The organism is Micromonospora citrea (genome assembly GCF_049629545.1).
Lineage (GTDB): Bacteria > Actinomycetota > Actinomycetes > Mycobacteriales > Micromonosporaceae > Micromonospora > Micromonospora citrea_A.
The window spans coordinates 206,429-228,651 of record NZ_JBNADX010000006.1 but is presented as its reverse complement, the minus strand read 5'-3'; the positions used below and the strand labels follow the sequence as shown (position 1 = coordinate 228,651).

Below are 22,223 nucleotides of genomic sequence, written 5' to 3'. Positions count from 1 at the left end.
CCGCCGTGCTCACCGGCCGGCTCTCCGTGGCCGCCCAGCCGTGGCTGGCCGAGCACGTGGTGGCCGGCGCGGTGGTCGTCCCCGGCACCGCGCTGGTCGAGTTGGTGCTGCGCGCCGGCGACGAGTTCGGCCCCTGCCGGGTGCGGGAGCTGACCATCGCCGCCCCGCTCGTGCTGCCCGAGCGGGGCGCGGTGCGGGTCCAGGTCCGCGTCGGCCCCCGCGACCACGCCGGCTGGCGGGCCGTCACCGTCCACTCGCAGCCCGACCACGACCCGGACGGTGACTGGGTGCGGCACGCCGAGGGTGTGCTCACCGCCGTCGACCCGACCGACGACACCGGTCTCGGCGCGTGGCCCCCGGCGCACGCCGACGAGGTCGACCTCGCCGGCTGGTACCCGGCCCTCGCCGGGCACGGCATGACGTACGGGCCGGTGTTCCAGGGCCTGCGCCGGGCCTGGACGGCCGGCGACGACACCGTCTACGCCGAGGTGACCCTGCCCGCCGCCACCGTGGACGGCGGCGCCGGCTTCGGCGTCCACCCCGCGCTGCTCGACGCCGCCCTGCACCCCACCGCCCTGCTGCCCGGCGACGGCACCAGCGGACCCAAGGCGCCGTTCGCGTTCGAGGGCGTCCAGGTGCACGCCGTCGGGGCCGACACCCTCCGTGTGCGGCTCACCCGCGTCGGGTCGGGCGTGCGGCTGCTCGCCGTGGACGACACCGACCGCCCGGTGGTGTCCGTCGACTCTCTCGTGCTGCGCGAGATGACCGGCGTCGACCCGTCTGCGGCCACCCTCGCCGCCCGGTCGCTGTTCCGCATCGCCTGGCACGCCGAGCCGCTCACCCCCGCCGAGCCGCCCGCGGCCGCCCTGCTGGGCGCGCCCGGCCCGGCGCTGCCCGACATCCCCGCGTACCCGGGGGCCGCCGAACTGGTCGCGGCCGGCGACGTACCCCGGCTGGTCCTGCTGCCCGTGCCCGTGACGCCGGCGGGGGAGCTGCCGGCGGCGGTCCGGGCGGTCACCACCGACGTGCTCACCGCCGTGCAGGCGTGGCTGGCCGCCGACGACCTCACCGACACCCGCCTCGCCGTGGTCACCCGCCACGCGGTGCGGGCCACCGACACCGACCCGGCCGAGGACCTGGCCGGCGCGGCCGTCTGGGGCCTGGTCCGCTCCGCCCAGTCCGAGCACCCCGGCCGGATCGTCCTGGCCGACCTCGACCGGGACCTCGACGCGCCCGCCGTCGCGCTGCTCGCGGCCGCCGCCGACGACCCGGCCGCGGCGCAGCTCGCGGTCCGCGGCGACACGGCGTTGACCCCCCGTCTGGTACGCGCCGACGCCCCGCCCGCGGCCACCCCGCGGCTGCGCGGCGGCACCGTGCTGGTCACCGGCGGCACCGGCGCCCTCGGCGCCCTGCTCGCCCGGCACCTCGTCACCGAGTGGGGCGTGGACTCCCTCGCCCTGGTCAGCCGGCGTGGCCCCGACGCCCCCGGCGCGGCCGAACTGGCCGCCGAACTGGCCGCCCACGGCGCCCGGGTCCGGGTGCTCGCCTGCGACGTCACCGACCCCGCCGCCGTACGCGCCCTCGTCGGGCAGCTCACCGACGGCGACCGGCTCGCCGGCGTGGTGCACACCGCGGGCGTCCTCGACGACGCCGTCGTCACCGGCATCGACCCGGACCGGCTGGCCCGGGTGCTCGCCCCGAAGGTCGACGCCGCCTGGTGGCTGCACGAGGCCACCGCCGACCTCGACCTCGACCTGTTCGTCGTCTTCTCCTCCATCGCCGGGGTGCTCGGCTCCCCGGGTCAGGGCGCGTACGCGGCGGCCAACAGCTTCCTCGACGCCCTCGCCGCCCACCGCCGGGGACGCGGCCTGCCCGCGCACTCCCTGGCCTGGGGCATGTGGGACACCGACGGCATGGCGGCCACCCTCAGCGCCGCCGACCGCTCCCGGGTCACCCGCTCCGGCCTCGGCCTGATCACCGAACCCGTCGGCGTCGCGCTGCTCGACGCGGCCGTCGCCACCGACACGCCCGCCCTCGTTCCCGCCGTCGTCGACGTGCCGGCCCTGCGCGCGGCGGCCACCTCCACCGGCGTACCGCCGATGTGGCGCGCCCTGGTCGGGACCGTGACCACCCGGCGGCAGGCCGGCGGTGGCGCGGCCGGCGGCTGGGCGCAGCGCCTCGCCACGCTCGCCCCCGACGAGGCCCGCGCCCAGGTCGACGTCCTGATCCGGGGCCTGGTGGCGCAGGTGCTCGGGCACGGCGGCGCGGAGGCGGTGCCGGCGGACCGGGCGTTCCGGGAGTTGGGCTTCGACTCGCTGACCGCGGTGGACCTGCGCAACCGGGTCAACGCGGCGACCGGGCTGCGGCTGGCCGCCACGCTGGTCTTCGACTACCCGACCCCGGGCGCCCTCGCCGCCCACGTGCACGAGCAGCTCACCGGCGCGGTCGCCGCCCGGCCCGACGTGGTCGCCGCCACCGGCGTCGACGAGCCGATCGCGATCGTCGGCATGGCCTGCCGCTACCCGGGCGGGGTGGACAACCCCGAGCAGCTGTGGCAGTTGCTGGTCGCCGGGGGCGACGGCATCGGCGAGTTCCCCGTCGACCGGGGCTGGGACCTCGACTCGCTGTTTCACCCGGACCCCGACCACCCCGGCACCTCGTACGCCCGGCACGGCGGCTTCCTCACCGGGGCGGCCGCGTTCGACCCCGCCTTCTTCGGCATCTCGCCCCGCGAGGCCGTCGCGATGGACCCGCAGCAACGGCTGCTGCTGGAGGCGTCCTGGGAGACGTTCGAGTCCGCCAGCCTCGACCCGGCGCGGGTACGCGGCAGCCGCACCGGCGTCTTCGCCGGGCTGATGTACCACGACTACGCCTCGCAGGTGCAGGAGCTGCCGGACGGGTTGGAGGGCTACATCGGCACCGGCAACTCCGGCAGCGTGGTCTCCGGGCGGGTGGCGTACACCTTCGGCCTGGAGGGCCCGGCGGTCACCGTGGACACCGCGTGTTCGTCGTCGCTGGTGGCGCTGCACCTGGCCGTGCAGGCGCTGCGGTCGGGGGAGTGCGACCTGGCGCTGGCCGGCGGTGTGACGGTGATGGCGACGCCGGGGACGTTCGTGGAGTTCTCCCGGCAGCGGGGCCTGTCGCCGGACGGGCGGTGCAAGTCGTTCGCCGCGTCGGCGGATGGCACCGGCTGGTCCGAGGGCGTGGGCGTCCTGCTCGTGCAGCGGCTCTCCGACGCGCGGCGGGACGGCCGGCGAATCCTGGCCGTGGTGCGCGGCACCGCGGTCAACCAGGACGGCGCGTCCAACGGGCTGACCGCCCCGAACGGTCCGTCGCAGCAGCGGGTCATCCGGCAGGCGCTGGCCAACGCCCGGCTGTCCACCGTCGACGTGGACGCCGTCGAGGCGCACGGCACCGGCACCACGCTCGGTGACCCCATCGAGGCGCAGGCGCTGCTGGCCACCTACGGGCAGGACCGGCCCGCCGACCGTCCGCTGTGGCTCGGGTCGGTCAAGTCGAACATCGGGCACACCCAGGCCGCCGCCGGGGTGGCCGGCATCATCAAGATGATCATGGCGATGCGGCACGGGACCATGCCGCGCACCCTGCACGTCGACGAGCCGTCCCCGCACATCGACTGGACGGCCGGCGCGGTGGAACTGCTCACCGAGGCGCGGCCCTGGCCGCAGACGGGCCGGCCGCGCCGGGCGGCGGTCTCCTCGTTCGGCGTCAGCGGCACCAACGCGCACGTGATCATCGAGCAGCCGCCCGCCGGGACCCGCCCGCCGTCGGCGGACGCGCCCACGCCGGCCGCCCCGGCGGCGGTGCTGCTGTCGGCGCGCACCGAGGCCGCCCTCGCCGCCCAGGCGCAGCGCTGGGCCGACTGGCTCGCCGCCGACGCGCAACCGCGCCCGGTCGACGTGGGCTGGTCGTCCGTCATCGGCCGGGCCGTCCTGGAACACCGCGCGGTCGTCACGGCGGCGGACCGGGACGAGCTGCTGGCCGGCCTGCGCGCCCTCGCCACCGGCACCCCGGCCGGCACCGTCGTCACCGGCGCCGGCACGGCCCGGGGCCAGCTCGCGCTGCTCTTCTCCGGTCAGGGCGCGCAGCGCGTTGGCATGGGCCGGGAGCTGTACGGGACGTTCCCGGTGTTCGCCGCCGCGCTGGACGAGGTCTGCGCCCACCTGGACCCGCTGCTGCCGCAGCCGTTGCAGTCGGTGCTGTTCGCGGACGAGTCCGGGCTGCTGGATCAGACCGTCTTCACCCAGGCCGGCCTGTTCGCGGTCGAGGTGGCGTTGTTCCGTCTGGTGGAGTCGTTCGGTGTGGTGCCGGACTACGTCGGTGGCCACTCGGTCGGGGAGATCACCGCCGCGCATGTGGCCGGGGTGCTGTCTCTCGCGGACGCGTGCGCGCTGGTCGCGGCGCGTGGACGGTTGATGCAGGCGCTGCCGGCCGGTGGCGGGATGCTCGCCGTGGCCGGGCCCGAAGCCGACGTCCTGCCGACGCTGGACGGGCGCACCGACGTGGGCATCGCCGCCGTCAACGGACCGTCCGCCGTCGTGGTCTCCGGCGCGGTCGACGCCTTGGACGACATCGAGCGGACCTGGCAGGGCCGGGGAGTGCGCACCCGGCGGCTGACGGTCAGCCACGCGTTCCACAGCCCGCTGATGGAGCCGATGCTCGACGAGTTCCGCGCCGTCCTCGACGGGCTGGTGTTCCGGGCGCCGCTCGTGCCCGTCGTGTCGAACCTGACCGGTGCCCTCGCCGACCCGCAGGAGCTGACCCGGGTCGACTACTGGGTACGGCACGTGCGCGAGGCCGTCCGCTACGCCGACGGGATCACCGCGCTGCGCGCCGCCGGGGCGGACACCTTCCTGGAGATCGGTCCGCAGAGCGTGCTGACCGCGCTGACCGCCGACGTGCTGCCCGCCGACGGGTCCACCCTCACCGTGGCCGTGCAGCGCCGGGACCGGCCGGAGCCGCGCGCGCTGCTCGCCGCCCTGGCCGACCTGCACGCGCACGGCGTCGCAGTCACCTGGGCGCAGTGGTACGCCGGGGCGGACCCGCAGCGCGTCGACCTGCCCACGTACGCGTTCCAGCACGAGCGCTACTGGCTCGGCATCGGCCGGGCGAGGGCGGGCGACGTGACCGGCGCCGGGCTCGGCGCGGCCGGGCACCCGCTGCTCGGGGCCGCGGTCACGGTCGCCGGCGAGGACATGGTGGTGCTCACCGGCCGGCTGTCGGTCGCCACTCACCCGTGGCTCGCCGACCACACGGTCGCCGGCGTCGTGGTCGTCCCCGGCACCGCCCTGGTCGAACTGGCCGTCCGGGCCGGCGACGAGGCGGGCGTACCCCGCCTGCGGGAGCTGACCGTCGCCGCCCCGCTCGTGCTGCCCGACACCGGCGCGGTCCGCGTCCAGGTCCGCGTCGGCCCGCCCGACGGGACCGGGGTCCGGCCGGTCGCGGTGCACTCCCAGTCCGACGGCGACCCCGACTGGGTCCGGCACGCCGACGGTCTGCTCGATGCGGAATCGGCCGACGAGCCGACGATGGGCGAGTGGCCGCCCGTCGGGGTGTCCGAGGTGGACCTGTCCGGCTGGTACGACGCGCTCGCCGGGCACGGCCTGTCGTACGGGCCGGTGTTCCAGGGGTTGCGTCGGGCGTGGACCAGCGACGACGACGTGTACGCCGAGGTGGCGCTGCCGGAGGAGATCTCCGGTGAGGCGGTGCGCTTCGGGGTGCACCCCGCGTTGCTGGACGCCGCCCTGCACCCGATCGCGCTGCTGCTGGCCGACGAGTCGTCCGCCCCGCAGGTGCCGTTCGCGTTCGAGGGTGTGCAGGTGCACGCCTCGGGTGCGCGGACGCTGCGGGTGCGGCTGAGCCGCTCCGGCACGTCGGTCCGCCTGGTGGCGGTGGACGCCTCGGGCGCGCCGGTGGTGTCGGTAGACTCCCTCGTGCTGCGCGAGCTGACCGGCGTCGTCGCCCCCGGCACGGCGGCCCGTTCGCTGTTCACCCTCGCCTGGCAGCCCGAGGACCTCACCCCCGCCGACACGTCCGGCTGGGCGCTGCTGTCCGACGTGCCGGCCGGCCTGCCGGACCTGCCGGCGTACCCGGACGTCGCGGCACTGACCGAGGCGGTCGAGGCCGGCCGGGCCACCGCGCCCCGGGCGCTGCTCCTGCCGCTGCCCGCCGGCCGCGACGCCGCCGTGCCCGACACCGCGCGGGCCGTCACCGCCGACGTCCTCGCGGTCACCCAGGCATGGCTGGCCGCCGACGCGCTCGCCGACACGCGACTGGTCGTGGTCAGCCGGGGCGCCGTGGCGGCGCACCCCACCGACCGGGTCGACGACCTGGCGGCGGCGGCCGTGTGGGGCCTGCTGCGCGCGGCGCAGTCCGAGCACCCGGGCCGGATCGTCCTGGCCGACGTCGACGGCGACCTGGACCCGGACGTGCTGGGCCTGCTCGCCCGCGCCGCCGACGACCCGACCGGCGGTCAGGTGGCCGTCCGTTCCGGTGGGGTGTGGGTGCCGCGTCTGGTGCGGGCGTCGGCCTCGGCTTCGGCGGAGGTCGTGGTGGGCGCGGGTGCGGTGGTGGTGACCGGTGGTACGGGTGCGCTGGGCGCGTTGGTGGCCGAGCATCTGGTGTCGGCCTACGGGGTGCGGTCGTTGGTGCTCGCGTCCCGGCGGGGGATGGCTGCCACCGGCGCGGAGGCGTTGGTGGAGCGGTTGTCGGCGCTGGGCGCGTCGGTGCGGGTGGTGGCGTGTGATGTGACGGATGGGGATGCGGTGCGGTCCCTGGTCGATGGGGTCACCGCCGCAGGCCGGCTCGCAGGTGTGGTGCACACGGCGGGTGTGCTGGACGACGGTGTCGTCACCGGTATCACCGCCGAAGGGCTGGCCCGGGTGCTCGCGCCGAAGGTGGATGCGGCGTGGCATCTGCACGAGGCGACGGCGGGTGTGGATCTGGATCTGTTCGTGGTGTTCTCGTCGGTGGCGGGTGTGTTGGGTTCGCCGGGTCAGGGGGCGTACGCGGCGGGGAACACGTTCCTGGACGCGTTGGCGTCGTATCGGCGGCAGGTGGGTCTGCCGGCGGTGTCGATGGCGTGGGGGATGTGGGACACCGACGGGATGGCGGCCTCGATCTCCGACGGCGACCGGGCCCGCTCGGCCCGGGCCGGCATCACGGCGATGAGCGCCGAGACCGGATTGGCGCTGTTCGACGCCGCCCTCGCGGCGGGGCTCCCGGCGCCGGTGCCGGCCGTGCTCGACGTACCGGCCATGCGGGCCGCCCTCGGCGCCGGCCCGGTGCCGACCGTGCTGCGCGCCCTGGTCGGCGCCACCGTCGCCCGCCGACAGGCCGGGCAGGGCGGCGACTGGGCCGACCAGCTCGCCGGCCTGGCCCCCGACGAGGCCCGCGCCCAGATCGACCTGCTGGTCCGTGGCCTGGTGGCGCAGGTGCTGGGGCACGGCGGCGCCGACGCGGTGCCGGCGGACCGGGCGTTCCGGGAGTTGGGTTTCGACTCGTTGACCGCGGTGGACCTGCGCAACCGGATCAACGCGGCGACCGGGCTGCGGCTGGCCTCCACGCTGGTCTTCGACTACCCGACCCCGGCCGTGCTCGCCGAGCACCTCTACGCGCAGGTCTCCGGCCAGCTCACCGCCCGCCGGTCGACGGCGCGTGCCGTCAGCACCGACGAGCCGATCGCGATCGTCGGCATGGCCTGCCGCTACCCCGGTGGCGTCGAGAGCCCCGACCAGCTCTGGACGCTGCTGGCCGGCGGCGGCGACGGCATCTCGCAGTTCCCCACCGACCGCGGCTGGGACCTGGAGTCCCTCTTCGACCCGGACCCGGACCGCAGCGGCACCTCGTACACCCGGCACGGCGGCTTCCTGCGCGGCGCGGCGGACTTCGACCCGGCGTTCTTCGGCATCTCGCCCCGCGAGGCGATCGCCATGGACCCGCAGCAGCGGTTGCTGCTGGAGACCTCGTGGGAGACGTTCGAGTCCGCCGGCCTCGACCCGCAGCGGCTGCGCGGCAGCCGCACCGGCGTCTTCGCCGGGGTCATGTACCACGACTACGCCTCCCGGCTGGCCGACCTGCCGCCGGACGCCGAGGGCTACGTCGGCACCGGCACCTCGGGCAGCGTGCTCTCCGGGCGGGTCGCGTACACGTTCGGTCTGGAAGGGCCGGCGGTCACCGTGGACACCGCCTGCTCGTCGTCGCTGGTGGCGTTGCACCTCGCCGCCCAGGCGCTGCGCAGTGGCGAGTGCGACCTGGCGCTGGCCGGTGGTGTGACGGTGATGGCGACGCCGGGGACGTTCGTGGAGTTCTCCCGGCAGCGCGGGCTGTCGCCGGACGGGCGGTGCAAGTCGTTCGCCGCGTCGGCGGATGGCACCGGCTGGTCCGAGGGCGTGGGCGTGCTGCTCGTGCAGCGGCTCTCCGACGCCCGACGTGAGGGCCGCCGGGTGTACGCGATCGTGCGCGGCACGGCCGTCAACCAGGACGGCGCGTCCAACGGGCTGACCGCCCCGAACGGGCCGTCGCAGCAGCGGGTCATCCGGCAGGCCCTCGCCAACGCCCGGCTGTCCACAGCGGACGTGGACGCCGTGGAGGCGCACGGCACCGGCACGATCCTGGGTGACCCGATCGAGGCGCAGGCGCTGCTGGCCACGTACGGGCAGGACCGTCCGTCCGGCCGGCCGCTGCTGCTCGGGTCGGTCAAGTCGAACATCGGGCACACCCAGGCCGCCGCCGGTGTCGCCGGGGTGATCAAGATGGTGCTCGCCATGCGGCACGGCGTCGTCCCGCCCACCCTGCACGTGGACGAGCAGTCCCCGCACGTCGACTGGACGGCGGGGGCGGTGGCGCTGGCCACCGAGGCGACCCCGTGGCCGGCGGTGGACCGGCCGCGTCGGGCAGCGGTGTCGTCGTTCGGCATCTCCGGCACCAACGCCCACGTGATCATCGAGCAGCCGCCCGCCGACGTGATCGACGGCGAGATCGTGCCGCCCGCCCGGCCCGACGTCGAGTCGACGCCGGCCGTCACCGTGCCGGTGCTGCTCTCCGCGAAGTCGGAGGTGGCCCTGGCCGGGCAGGCGGGCCGGTGGGCGCGGTGGCTGGCCGGTGACGAGTCGCTGCGTCCGGTGGACGTGGCGTGGTCGTCGGTGACCACTCGCCCGGCGCTGGAGCAGCGGGCCGTGCTGACCACCGCCGACCGCGACGACCTGCTCGCCGCGCTGACCGCCCTCGCCGCCGGGGAGCCCACCCGGGCGGCCGTCACCGGCGCCGTGGCACCGCGCGGGCACCTGGCCCTGCTCTTCTCCGGGCAGGGCGCGCAGCGCGCCGGCATGGGTCGGGAGCTGTACGGGACGTTCCCGGTGTTCGCCGCCGCGCTGGACGAGGTCTGCGCCCACCTGGACCCGCTGCTGCCGCAGCCGTTGCAGTCGGTGCTCTTCGCCGACGAGGGCACGCCCGAGGCGGGGCTGCTGGACCAGACCGTGTTCACCCAGGCCGGTCTGTTCGCGGTCGAGGTGGCGTTGTTCCGTCTGGTGGAGTCGTTCGGTGTGGTGCCGGACTTCGTCGCCGGGCATTCGGTGGGGGAGATCACCGCCGCGCACGTGGCGGGGGTGTTGTCCCTGGCGGATGCGTGTGTCCTGGTGGCGGCGCGGGGTCGGTTGATGCAGGCGCTGCCGGCCAGTGGCGGGATGCTCGCCGTGGCCGCGCCCGAAGCCGACGTCCTGCCGACGCTGGACGGGGTGGCCGACGTGGACATCGCCGCCGTCAACGGCCCGGCCTCTGTCGTCGTCTCCGGCGCGGTCGACGCCCTCGACGAGGTGGAGCGGACCTGGCGGGAGAAGGGGGCCCGGACCCGCCGGCTGACGGTGAGTCACGCGTTCCACAGCCCGCTGATGGCACCGATGCTCGACGAGTTCCGTACCGTCCTCGACGGGCTGTCCTTCGCCGCGCCGCTGCTGCCGGTCGTGTCGAACCTGACCGGCGCGCTCGCCGACCCGGACGAGATCCGCAGTCCCGACTACTGGGTGCGGCACGTGCGGGAGCCGGTCCGCTACGCAGACGGGATCACCGCCCTGCGGGCGGCCGGGGTGGACACGTTCCTGGAGATCGGCCCGCAGAGCGTCCTGACGGCGATGACCGCCGACGTCCTGCCCGACGCCGACGGCGTGCTCGCCGTCGCCGCCCAACGCCGGGACCGCACCGAGGTCGCCGCGCTGCTCGCCGCCCTGGCCGAACTGCACGTCACCGGTGTGCCCGTCACCTGGCGGCAGTGGTTCACCGACACCGGCGCACGACGGGTCGACCTGCCCACGTACGCCTTCGCGCACCAGCGGTACTGGCCCGCGTCCCCCCGCCCCCGCATCGGCGACATGTCGGGGGCAGGGCTCGGCGACGCCGGCCACCCGCTGCTCGGCGCGGCGGTCGACCTGGCCGGCGACGACGAGGTGGTGCTGACCGGCCGCCTCTCCCTGGCCACGCACCCCTGGCTCGCCGACCACACGGTCGCCGGCCTGACCCTGGTCCCGGGCGCCGCGCTCGTCGAACTGGCCGTCCGGGCCGGCGACGAGGCCGGCCTCTCCCGGCTGCGGGAGCTGACCGTCGCCGCGCCGCTGGTCCTCCCCGACACCGGGGGCGTACGCATCCAGGTACGGGTCGACGGGCCCGCCGACGCCCCGCAACGTGCCGTGACCATCCACTCCCGACCCGAGGACGACCCCGAGGCGGCCTGGACCCGGCACGCCGACGGTGTGCTCGACGCGGTATCGGCCGACGATCCGACCGTGGGCGCGTGGCCGCCGGCCGGGGTGTCCGAGGTGGACCTGACCGGCTGGTACGACGTGCTCGCCGGGCACGGCCTGTCGTACGGGCCGGTGTTCCAGGGGTTGCGTCGGGCCTGGACGGCCGACAGCGAGGTGTACGCCGAGGTGGCGCTGCCCGACGAGGTCGCGGAGAGCGCCGGCCGGTTCGGGGTGCATCCGGCGTTGCTGGACGCCGCCCTGCACCCGATCGGGTTGCTGTCGGCCGACGAGTCGTCCGCCCCACGGGTGCCGTTCGCGTTCGAGGGTGTGCAGGTGCACGCCTCGGGTGCGCGGACGCTGCGGGTGCGGCTGACCCGTTCCGGCACGTCGGTCCGCCTGGTGGCGGTCGACGAGTCGAATGCCCCGGTCGTCTCGGTGGACTCCCTGGTGCTGCGCGAGCTGACCGGGATGGCCGCGCCGAGCGCCGCCACCCGGTCGCTGTTCGAGGTGTCCTGGCAGGCGGCCCCGCTCACCCCCACCACGCCGGGGACCGGCTGGGCGCTGCTCGCCCGGGACACCGAGCGTCCGGCCGGGCTGACGGCGTACCCGGACGTGGCGGCGGTGCTGACCGCGGTCGCCGCCGGAGCCGACGCCCCGCGTGCCCTCGTGCTGCCGGTCCCCGCCACGCCCGAGCAGGTCGACGACCTGCCCGGGTACGCCCGGTCGGTGACCACGGACGTCCTCGGCGTGGTGCGGGCCTGGCTCGCCGCCGACGCGCTCGCCGGCACGACCCTCGTCGCGGTTACCCGGGGCGCGGTCGTCGCCCGCGACGGCGACCGGCTGGCCGACCTCGCCGGCGCCGCCGTGTGGGGCCTGCTCCGGTCGGCCCAGTCGGAACACCCCGGCCGCATCGTCCTGGTGGACCTGGACGCCGACGCGCAGACCGGCGACCTGACGCCCGACCTGCTGAGCGTGCTCGCCGGCACCCTCGACGACACCACCCTCGGCGGCCAGGTGGCCGTCCGTTCCGGTGGGGTGTGGGTGCCGCGTCTGGTGCGGGCGTCGGCCTCGGCTTCGGCGGAGGTCGTGGTGGGTGCGGGCACGGTGGTGGTGACCGGTGGCACGGGTGCGCTGGGCGCGTTGGTTGCGGAGCATCTGGTGTCGCGCCACGAGGTGCGGTCGTTGGTGCTCGCGTCCCGGCGGGGGGCTGAGGCGTCTGGTGCGGGTGCGCTGGTGGATCGGTTGTCGGCGCTGGGCGCGTCGGTGCAGGTGGTGGCGTGTGATGTGACCAATGGGGATGCGGTGCGGTCCCTGGTCGATGGGGTCACCGCCGCAGGCCGGCTCGCGGGTGTGGTGCACACGGCGGGTGTGCTCGATGACGGTGTGGTCGAGGGGTTGACCGCCGATCGGTTGGCGGCGGTGCTCGCGCCGAAGGTGGATGCGGCGTGGCATCTGCACGAGGCGACGGTGGGTCTGGATCTGGATCTGTTCGTGGTGTTCTCGTCGGTGGCGGGTGTGTTGGGTTCGCCGGGTCAGGGGGCGTACGCGGCGGGGAACACGTTCCTGGACGCGTTGGCGTCGTATCGGCGGCAGGTGGGGTTGCCGGCGGTGTCGATGGCGTGGGGGATGTGGGACACCGACGGGATGGCGGCCTCGGTCTCCGACGGCGATCGTGCCCGATCGGCCCGCGCGGGTCTGACCCCGATGAGCGCCGAGACCGGGCTGGCGCTGTTCGACGCCGCCCTCACGACAGGCCGGCCCGTCCTGGTGCCGGCGACCATCGACGTGCCCGCGCTGCGGGCCGCCGCCTCCGGCGGCGTCGTACCGCCGATGCTGCGGACCCTGGTCGGCGCGACCGGCCGGCGTCAGGCGGGACAGGGCGGGGGCGGGTGGGCCGACCGGCTCGCCGGGCTCACCGAGGACGAGGGCCGGGCACAGCTCGCGCTCCTGGTCCGTGGCCTCGTCGCCCAGGTCCTCGGGCACGGCGGCGCGGAGGCGGTGCCCGCCGACCGGGCGTTCCGGGAGTTGGGCTTCGACTCGTTGACCGCGGTGGACCTGCGCAACCGGATCAACGCGGCGACCGGGCTGCGGCTGGCCTCCACGCTGGTCTTCGACTACCCGACCCCGGCCGTGCTCGCCGACCACCTGTGGTCCGAGTTGGCCGGCGTACCCGGATCGGCGGCGGAACCGGCCGTCACCGCCACCACCGGCACCGACGAGCCGATCGCGATCGTCGGCATGGCCTGCCGCTACCCCGGCGGCGTGGAGAGCCCCGACCAGCTCTGGGAGTTGCTGGCGGGCGGCGGGGACGGCGTCGGCGAGTTCCCCGCCGACCGGGGCTGGGACCTGGAATCCCTCTTCGACCCGGACCCCAACCACAGCGGCACCTCGTACGCCCGCCACGGCGGCTTCCTGTACGGCGCGGCCGAGTTCGACCCCGGGTTCTTCGGCATCAGCCCGCGTGAGGCCCTGGCGATGGACCCGCAGCAGCGGCTGCTGCTGGAGGCGTCCTGGGAGACGTTCGAGTCCGCCGGTCTCGACCCGCACCGGCTGCGCGGCAGCCGGACCGGGGTGTTCGCCGGAGTCATGTACCACGACTGGGCGACCCGGTTGATGGACCTGCCCGCCGAGGTGGAGGGGTACGTCGGCACCGGCACCTCGGGCAGCGTGCTGTCCGGGCGGGTCGCGTACACGTTCGGCCTGGAGGGCCCGGCGGTCACCGTGGACACGGCGTGTTCGTCGTCGCTGGTGGCGTTGCACCTGGCTGCGCAGGCGCTGCGCAGCGGGGAGTGCGACCTCGCCCTCGCCGGCGGTGTGACGGTGATGGCCACCCCCGGCACGTTCATCGAGTTCTCCCGGCAGCGGGGGTTGTCACCGGACGGGCGGTGCAAGTCGTTCGCCGCGTCGGCCGACGGCACCGGCTGGTCCGAGGGCGTGGGCGTCCTGCTCGTGCAGCGGCTCTCCGACGCGCGGCGGGACGGCCGGCGAATCCTGGCCGTGGTGCGCGGCACCGCGGTCAACCAGGACGGCGCGTCCAACGGGCTGACCGCCCCGAACGGTCCGTCGCAGCAGCGGGTGATCCGGCAGGCCCTCGCCAACGCCCGGCTCAACCCGGCACAGGTCGACGTCGTGGAAGCCCACGGCACCGGCACCACGCTCGGTGACCCCATCGAGGCGCAGGCGCTGCTGGCCACCTACGGGCAGGACCGGCCCGCCGACCGGCCGCTGCTGCTCGGGTCGATCAAGTCCAACATCGGCCACACCCAGGCCGCCGCCGGTGTCGCCGGGGTCATCAAGATGGTCCTCGCCATGCGGCACGGCCTGGTGCCGCGCACCCTGCACGTCGACGAGCCGTCCCCGCACATCGACTGGACGGCCGGCGCGGTCGCCCTGGCCACCGCGCCGACCCCGTGGCCGGCGGTGGACCGGCCCCGTCGGGCAGCCGTGTCGTCGTTCGGCATCTCTGGCACCAACGCGCACGTGATCATCGAGCAGCCGCCGTCGCCGTTCGTGGTCGACGGCGAGGTGGTCGAGCGGCAGACGCCGGTCGTGCCGGTGCTGCTCTCCGCGCGTACCGACGCCGCCCTCGCCGGGCAGGCGGGCCGGTGGGCGCGTTGGCTGGCCGGTGACGACACGCTGCGTCCGGTGGACGTGGCCTGGTCGTCGGTGACCACCCGACCCGCGCTGGAACAGCGGGCCGTCGCCCTGGTCGCCGACCGGGACGACCTGCTCGCCGCGCTGCGCGCCCTCGACACCGGCGACCCCTCCGGCGCCGTGGTCACCGGCAGCGCCACCGAACGCGGCCGGCTCGCCGTCCTCTTCTCCGGCCAGGGCGCGCAGCGCGCCGGCATGGGCCAGGAGCTGTACGACGCCTTCCCGGTGTTCGCGGCTGCCTTGGACGAGGTGTGCGCCCATCTGGACCCGCTGCTGCCGCAGCCGCTGAAGACGGTGCTCTTCGCGGACGAGGCGGGGCTGCTGGACCAGACCGTGTTCACCCAGGCCGGCCTGTTCGCGGTCGAGGTGGCGTTGTTCCGTCTGGTGGAGTCGTTCGGTGTGGTGCCGGACTACGTCGGCGGTCACTCGGTCGGGGAGATCACCGCCGCGCATGTGGCCGGGGTGCTGTCTCTCGCGGACGCGTGCGCGCTGGTCGCGGCGCGTGGCCGGTTGATGCAGGCGCTGCCGGCCGGTGGCGGGATGCTGGCGGTCAACGCGTCCGAGGCGGAGGTGGCGGCCGGTCTCGACGGGCTGACCGACGTGGGGATCGCGGCCGTCAACGGGCCCACCTCCGTCGTCGTCTCCGGTGCGCTCGACGCCCTCGACGAGGTGGAGCGGGTCTGGCGGGAGAAGGGGGCCCGCACCCGGCGGCTGACGGTCAGCCACGCGTTCCACAGCCCGCTGATGGAACCGATGCTCGACGAGTTCCGCACCGTCCTCGACGGGCTGACCTTCGCCGCGCCGCTGCTGCCGATCGTGTCGAACCTGACCGGGGCGCTCGCCGACGCCGACGAGATCCGCACCGCCGACTACTGGGTGCGGCACGTGCGCGAGGCCGTCCGCTACGCCGACGGTGTCACCGCCCTGCGGGCGGCCGGGGTGGACACGTTCGTGGAGGTCGGCCCGCAGAGCGTGCTGACGGCGATGACCGCCGACGTGCTGCCCGGCGACGAGGGTGTGCTCGCCGTCGCCGCTCAACGCCGGGACCGTACCGAGGCGCAGGCGTTGCTCGCGGCCCTGGCCGAGCTGCACGTCGCCGGGGTGCCCGTCACCTGGCGGCAGTGGTTCGCCGACAGCGGCGCGACCCGGGTGGACTTGCCGACGTATGCGTTCCAGCATCAGCGGTTCTGGCCCGAGTCGGCTCCGCGCACCCCGGACACCACGGTGGACGCTGGGGATGGTGAGTTCTGGGCCGCGGTGGAGAGCGGCGACCTGAGCGTCCTCGCCGGGCAACTCGGCGACGACGCCGTACACGCCCTCACCCCCGCCCTGCCCGCCCTGACCACCTGGCGCCGCGCCCGCACCCGCGACACCACCCTCGACGGCTGGTCGTACCGGATCGGCTGGGAGCCGGTCCGGCCCGCCCCGGCTTCTGGGCTGACCGGCCGGTGGCTGGTGGTCACCGTGGGCGGCGGCGCCGACGCGGGCGTCGCGAAGACCCTCACCGAGGCCGGCGCCACCGTCGACACCCTCGGCGTCAACCCCACCGTCGGCCGGACGGAACTGGGCGAGCGGCTGCGTCGTACCGGCGCCGAGGGCTGGGCGGGCGTGCTCTGCGTCCTGCCCCGACAGGACCGGCCGCTGCCGCACGCGCCGGGCGTCCCCGCCGGCACGGCGGTGCTGCTCACCCTCACCCAGGCGCTGACCGACACCGGTCTGCCGGGCCGGGTGTGGGCGCTCAGCCGGGCCGCCCTGCCGGTCACCGCCGACGAGCGCACCGGCGACGTCTGGGCCGCACCGGCCTGGGGCCTGGGCCGCACCGTCGCCCTGGAACAGCCGGACCGCTGGGGCGGCCTGGTCGACCTGCCGGCCCGCGCCGACCGGACCACCCGCGCCGCGCTCGTCGCCGTCCTCGCCGACGGCACCCTGGACCAGGTGGCCGTCCGCCGCAGCGGCGTCTTCGGTCGCCGTCTCGTGGCCGCCGTCCCGCCTGCCGGGTCGGGTTGGCGGCCGTCGGGCACGGTGCTGGTCACCGGGGGTACCGGCGCGTTGGGTGGGCACGTGGCCCGGTGGTTGTCGGCGAACGGGGCCGCTGAGGTGGTGCTGGTCTCCCGGCGTGGCCCGGACGCTCCCGGTGCGGCGGAGTTGGCCGGGGAGTTGGGCGCCTCCGCCCGGATCGTCGCCTGTGACGTCACCGACGCCGACGCGGTCGCCGCGTTGGTCGCCGGTCTGCCCGCGCTCACCGCCGTCGTGCACACCGCCGGCACGTCCGGCGGAACCACCCCGGCGTACCGGACGACCGACACCGACCTGTCGGAGACGATGGCCGGCAAGGTGCTCGGCGCCGTCCACCTGGACGCCGCCTGCCAGGACCGCGACCTCGACGCGTTCGTCGTCTTCTCCTCCGTGGCCGGCGTCTGGGGCGGCGGCGGGCAGGCCGGCTACGCGGCCGGCAACGCCCTGCTCGACGCCCTCGTCGCCGCCCGCCGGGCCGCCGGCCTGCCCGCCACCGCCCTGGCGTACGGCCCGTGGGCCGACGACGGCATGGCCGCCGGGGAGACCGCCGAGGGCCTGCGCCGCCGCGGCTTCACCCCGCTCGCGCCCGACGCCGCCGTCGCGGCGCTGGGCCGCTGGGTCAACGCCGCCGAGGCGGCCCCGGTCGTCACCGACGTGGACTGGACCCGGTTCGTCGCGGCGTTCACCGCGGCCCGGCCCAGCCACCTCTTCGACCGGGTCGCCCCGGCCGTCGCCGAAGCGCAGCCGCAGACCGACCCCGCCACCGAAGGCCTGCGCGCCCGACTCGGCACGCTGCCGGCGACCGCCCAGGAGACCCTCCTGGTCGACCTGGTACGCGCGGAGGCGGCGGCGGTGCTCGGCCACAGCTCCACCGACCAGGTGCCGGCCGGCCGGGCGTTCCGGGAACTCGGCTTCGACTCCCTCGCCGCCGTGCAGCTGCGCGACCGGCTGGGCCGCAGTACCGGGCTGACCCTGCCGTCCACCGTGGTCTTCGACCACCCGTCGGCGGCGGAACTGGCCCGCTTCCTGCGTACCGGACTGGTGGCCGGCGCGGTCGACGGCGGCCCGGCGGCCGGTACGACGGTGGTCCGGCCGCCGGTCGACGAGCCGATCGCCATCGTCTCGATGGCCTGCCGCTTCCCCGGCGGGGTGTCCTCCCCGCAGGAGCTGTGGCAGCTGCTGGTCGACGGCGTGGACGCGGTGACCCCGATGCCCACCGACCGGGGCTGGGACCTCGACGCCCTGTTCGACACCGACCCGGAGCGGGTCGGCACCAGCTACACCCGCAGCGGCGGCTTCCTCGACGCGGTGGCCGACTTCGACGCCGCGTTCTTCGGCATCAACCCCCGCGAGGCGCTGGCCATGGACCCGCAGCAGCGGCTGCTGCTGCACACCACCTGGGAGGCGTTCGAACGGGCCGGCCTCGACCCGCAGCGGGTACGCGGCTCCGCCACCGGCGTGTTCATGGGCACCAACGGGCAGGACTACGCCACCCTGCTGCTGGGCGCCCGCTCCGAGGTCGAGGGCTACCAGGCGACCGGCAACAGCGCGTCGGTGGTCTCCGGCCGGCTGGCGTACTCGTTCGGACTGCACGGGCCGGCGGTCACCGTCGACACGGCGTGCTCCTCGTCGCTGGTCGCGCTGCACCTGGCCGCCCAGGCCCTGCGCTCCGGGGAGTGCGACCTGGCGCTGGCCGGCGGCGTGACCGTGATGTCCACGCCCGGGGCGTTCCTGGAGTTCTCCCGGCAGCGCGGCCTCGCCGCCGACGGGCGGGTCAAGGCGTTCGGCGCGGACGCGGACGGCACCGGCTGGGGTGAGGGCGTCGGCGTCCTGCTGCTGCAACGCCTCTCCGACGCCCGACGCGACGGCCGGCGGATCCTCGCCGTCGTCGCCGGCAGCGCGGTCAACCAGGACGGCGCGTCCAACGGGCTGACCGCCCCCAACGGACCGGCGCAGCAGCGGGTCATCCGGCACGCCCTGGCCAACGCCGGCCTGACCCCGGCCGACATCGACGCGATCGAGGCGCACGGCACCGGCACCACCCTCGGCGACCCGATCGAGGCGCAGGCGCTGATCGCCGCGTACGGGCCGGACCGGCCCGCCGACCGGCCGCTCTGGCTCGGCTCGGTCAAGTCGAACATCGGTCACACCCAGGCCGCGGCCGGTGTGGCCAGCCTGATCAAGATGATCCTGGCGCTGCGGCACCGGACGCTCCCGGCGACCCTGCACGCCGACGAGCCGTCCCCGCACGTCGACTGGGCGTCCGGGCCGCTGGCGCTGCTCACCCGGGCGCGGCCGTGGGACGCCGACGACCGGCCCCGCCGGGCCGGTGTCTCCTCGTTCGGCATCAGCGGCACCAACGCCCACGTGATCCTCGAACAGGCGCCGGCCGCCGACCCCGCCGAGCCGCCCGTACCCACCGACACGGCGCTGCCGTGGCCGGTCTCCGCCGCCACGGCCGCCGGGCTGCGCGCCCAGGCCGACCGGCTGGCCCGTCGGCTCGCCGACCCGGGCGACCGGCCGGACGCCGGGACGGTGGCCTGGGCGCTGGCCGAAGGGCGGGCGCACCTGGCCCACCGGGCGGCGGTCGTCGCCGCCGACCCGCAGACCCGGCTCGCGGCGCTGCGCGCCCTCGCCACCGGCGACGCCCACCCGGCGCTCGTGCCGGCCGGGCCGGCCGTGACGGGCGGCACCGCCGTCCTCTTCTCCGGGCAGGGCGCGCAGCGCGCCGGCATGGGTCGGGAGTTGTACGGGACGTTCCCGGTGTTCGCCGCCGCGTTGGACGAGGTCTGCGCCCACCTGGACCCGCTGCTGCCGCAGCCGCTGAAGACGGTGCTGTTCTCGGACGAGTCCGGCCTGCTGGACCAGACGGTGTTCACCCAGGCCGGCCTGTTCGCCGTGGAGGTGGCGCTGTTCCGGCTCGTCGAGTCGTTCGGTGTGGTGCCGGACTTCGTCGCCGGCCACTCGGTCGGGGAGATCACCGCCGCGCACGTGGCCGGGGTGCTGTCCCTCGCCGACGCGTGCGTCCTCGTCGCGGCGCGGGGCCGGCTGATGCAGGCGCTGCCCGCCGGTGGTGGGATGCTGGCGGTCAACGCGTCCGAGGTGGACGTGCTGCCGACGCTGGACGGGCGCACCGACGTGGGGATCGCCGCCGTCAACGGCCCGACCTCCGTGGTGGTGGCCGGCCCCGTCGACGCGCTCGACGACGTGGAGCGGATCTGGCAGGAGCGGGGTGTGCGTACCCGCCGGCTGATGGTGAGCCATGCGTTCCACAGCCCGTTGATGGCGCCGATGCTGGCCGAGTTCCGGTCGGTCCTGGAGCAGTTGAGCTTCGCCGCGCCGCTGCTGCCGGTCGTGTCGAACCTGACCGGCGCGCTCGCCGACCCGCAGGAGCTGACCCGACCCGACTACTGGGTGCGGCACGTGCGCGACGCCGTCCGGTACGCCGACGGGATCACCGCCCTGCACGCCGCCGGCGTCGACACCTACCTGGAGATCGGCCCCGCCGCCGTGCTCACCGCGATGAACGCCGACCTGCTCGGCGACGACGTCGTCGCCACGGCCACCCAGCAGGCCGGCGTGCCCGAGGTGACCGCCCTGCTCACCGCCCTGGCCACCCGGTACGCGGCCGGACGCGACCTCGACTGGGCGGCCCTGCTCAGCCCGCTCGCCGGACCCCGGCCCGCCCCGCGCGACCTGCCGGAACTGCCCACGTACGCGTTCCAGCCACAGCGGTACTGGCCCACCCTGACCGCCCCGCTCACCGGCGGCGCGGACCGGGCCGACACCGAGTTCTGGCGCGCGGTCAGCGACGGCGACCTCGACCGGCTCGGCATCGACACCAGCCAGCCACTGAAGGACCTGCTGCCCGAACTGGAGTCGTGGCGACGCCGGCAGCACCAGGACGGCACCCTCAGCGGCTGGCGGTACCGGATCACCTGGCGGCCCCAGCGGCTCACCATCGGCGACCCGGGCAGCTGGCTGCTCGTCGTCCCGCAGCGGGCAGCCGCCACCACGGTCGCCGACGCGCTGCGCGCCGGCGGAGCCACGGTGCACCTGCTGACCGTGGACCCGGCGACCGCCGACCGGGACGGCCTCGCCGCCGACCTCGACCGGGCCTGCGCCACGCACCAGCCCACCGGACTGCTCTCCCTGCTCGCCCTGGACGAGGCGCCGCACCCGGGCCAGGACGCCCTGCCGTCCGGACTCGCGGCGAACCTGCTGCTCCTGCAGGCACACACCGGCCGGGAGAGCGGCACACCGCTGCCGCTCTGGCTGGCCACCACCGGCGCCGTCGCCACCGACGACGAACCGGCCACCCGGCCCTGGCAGGCCACCAGCTGGGGCCTCGGCCTGGCCGCCGCACTGGAACACCCCCGGCACGTCGGCGGTCTCGTCGACCTGCCCGGCACCGTGACCGGGGACCTCGGCGTCGCGCTGGTCACCGCGCTGACCAACACCGAGGGCGAGGACCAGCTCGTGGTCCGCGCCACCGGGGCGTACGCGCGGCGGCTGGTCCGGGGCGCCGCAGCAGCGGACGGCACCGGCTGGACCCCGCAGGGCGCCGTCCTGGTCACCGGCGGGACGGGCGCGCTCACCGGACACGCCACCGCCTGGCTGGACCGGGAGGGCGCATCCGTGGTGCCACTGGACCAGCCGGCCGGCCGGAAGCTCACCGACCGGATGGAGCAGCTCGCCGCCGACGGCCGGCCGGTCACCGCGCTGCTGCACGTGCCGGCGGACACCGGCACCGTACCGCTGGCGGAACTGACCCTCGCCGGCCTCGCCGCCGACCTGCTCGCCACCGTCGGCGACATCCCCCGCTACGCCGACGAACTGGAGACCCGGTCGGTTCCGGCGCTGGTGCTCTGCTCCTCCACCTCGGGGGTGTGGGGCTCCGGCGGGCGGTCCGGCCAGGCGGCCGGCGACGCCCTGCTCCAGGTCCTCGCCGCGAACCGGCGGCAGGCCGGCCTGCCGGCCGCGTCGGTGGCGTTCGGCCCCTGGGCCGACGGCCTCGCCGACGCCGACCTGGACCAGCTCAGCCGGCGCGGGCTGCCCGGCATGGCGCCCGACCTGGCCACCGCCGCGCTGCGGCAGGCCGTCGCCGACGGCACCCAGGTCGTGGTGGCCGACGTGCGGTGGGACCGGTTCGTGCCGGCGGTCGCCGCCGTACGGGCCCGACCGCTGTTCGCCGAGATCCCCGAGGCGGCCGAGGCGCTGCGCACCCTGCACGACGCCGAGCCGGCCGACGACGGGGCGGCGGACGCGCTGCGCGAACGGCTGCGGCCCCTGTCGGACGCGGAGCGCGACGCCGCCCTGGTCGACCTCGTCACCACCCACGCCGCAGCGGTGCTCGGTCACCCCGGCACCGGCGACCTCGGCCCGGCGCGTGCGTTCCGGGAGGTCGGCTTCGACTCGATGACCGCCGTCCAGCTACGCAACCGGCTGCGGGCGGCCACCGGAGCCACCCTGCCGGCCAGCGTGGTCTTCGACTACCCGACCCCGCTGGCGCTCGCCCGCCACCTGCGCACCCTCGTGGTGTCCGACGGTGTCGCCACCGCCGGCCTGCTGTCGGAACTGGAGAAGCTCGACGGCCTCTTCGCCGCCAGCGCGCCGGACCCGCTGACCCGGCAGAAACTGCTGGTGCAGATGCAGGCGTTCCTCGCCCGCTGGGGCGACGACCGGCCCGCCGAAGCGCCGGTGGCACCCACCCTCGACGGGGCCAGCGACGCCGAGATATTCGAATTCATCCACCGGGAACTCGGCGGTCCCGGCGGGGACGTCGACGGCGTTTACTGA

Annotated in this window: 1 protein-coding gene (cut by a window edge); it reads left to right on the top strand. The window is 76.1% G+C overall.

What is annotated here, in order from left to right; genetic code table 11:
- On the top strand, positions 1–22,223 hold the 3' portion of the coding sequence (locus tag ACPFP2_RS09860; RefSeq protein WP_424088226.1) for a type I polyketide synthase. Its footprint begins 7,450 nt before the window's first position; the window shows 22,223 of its 29,673 coding nt (coding positions 7,451–29,673); its start codon lies beyond the left edge, outside the window; its stop codon occupies positions 22,221–22,223.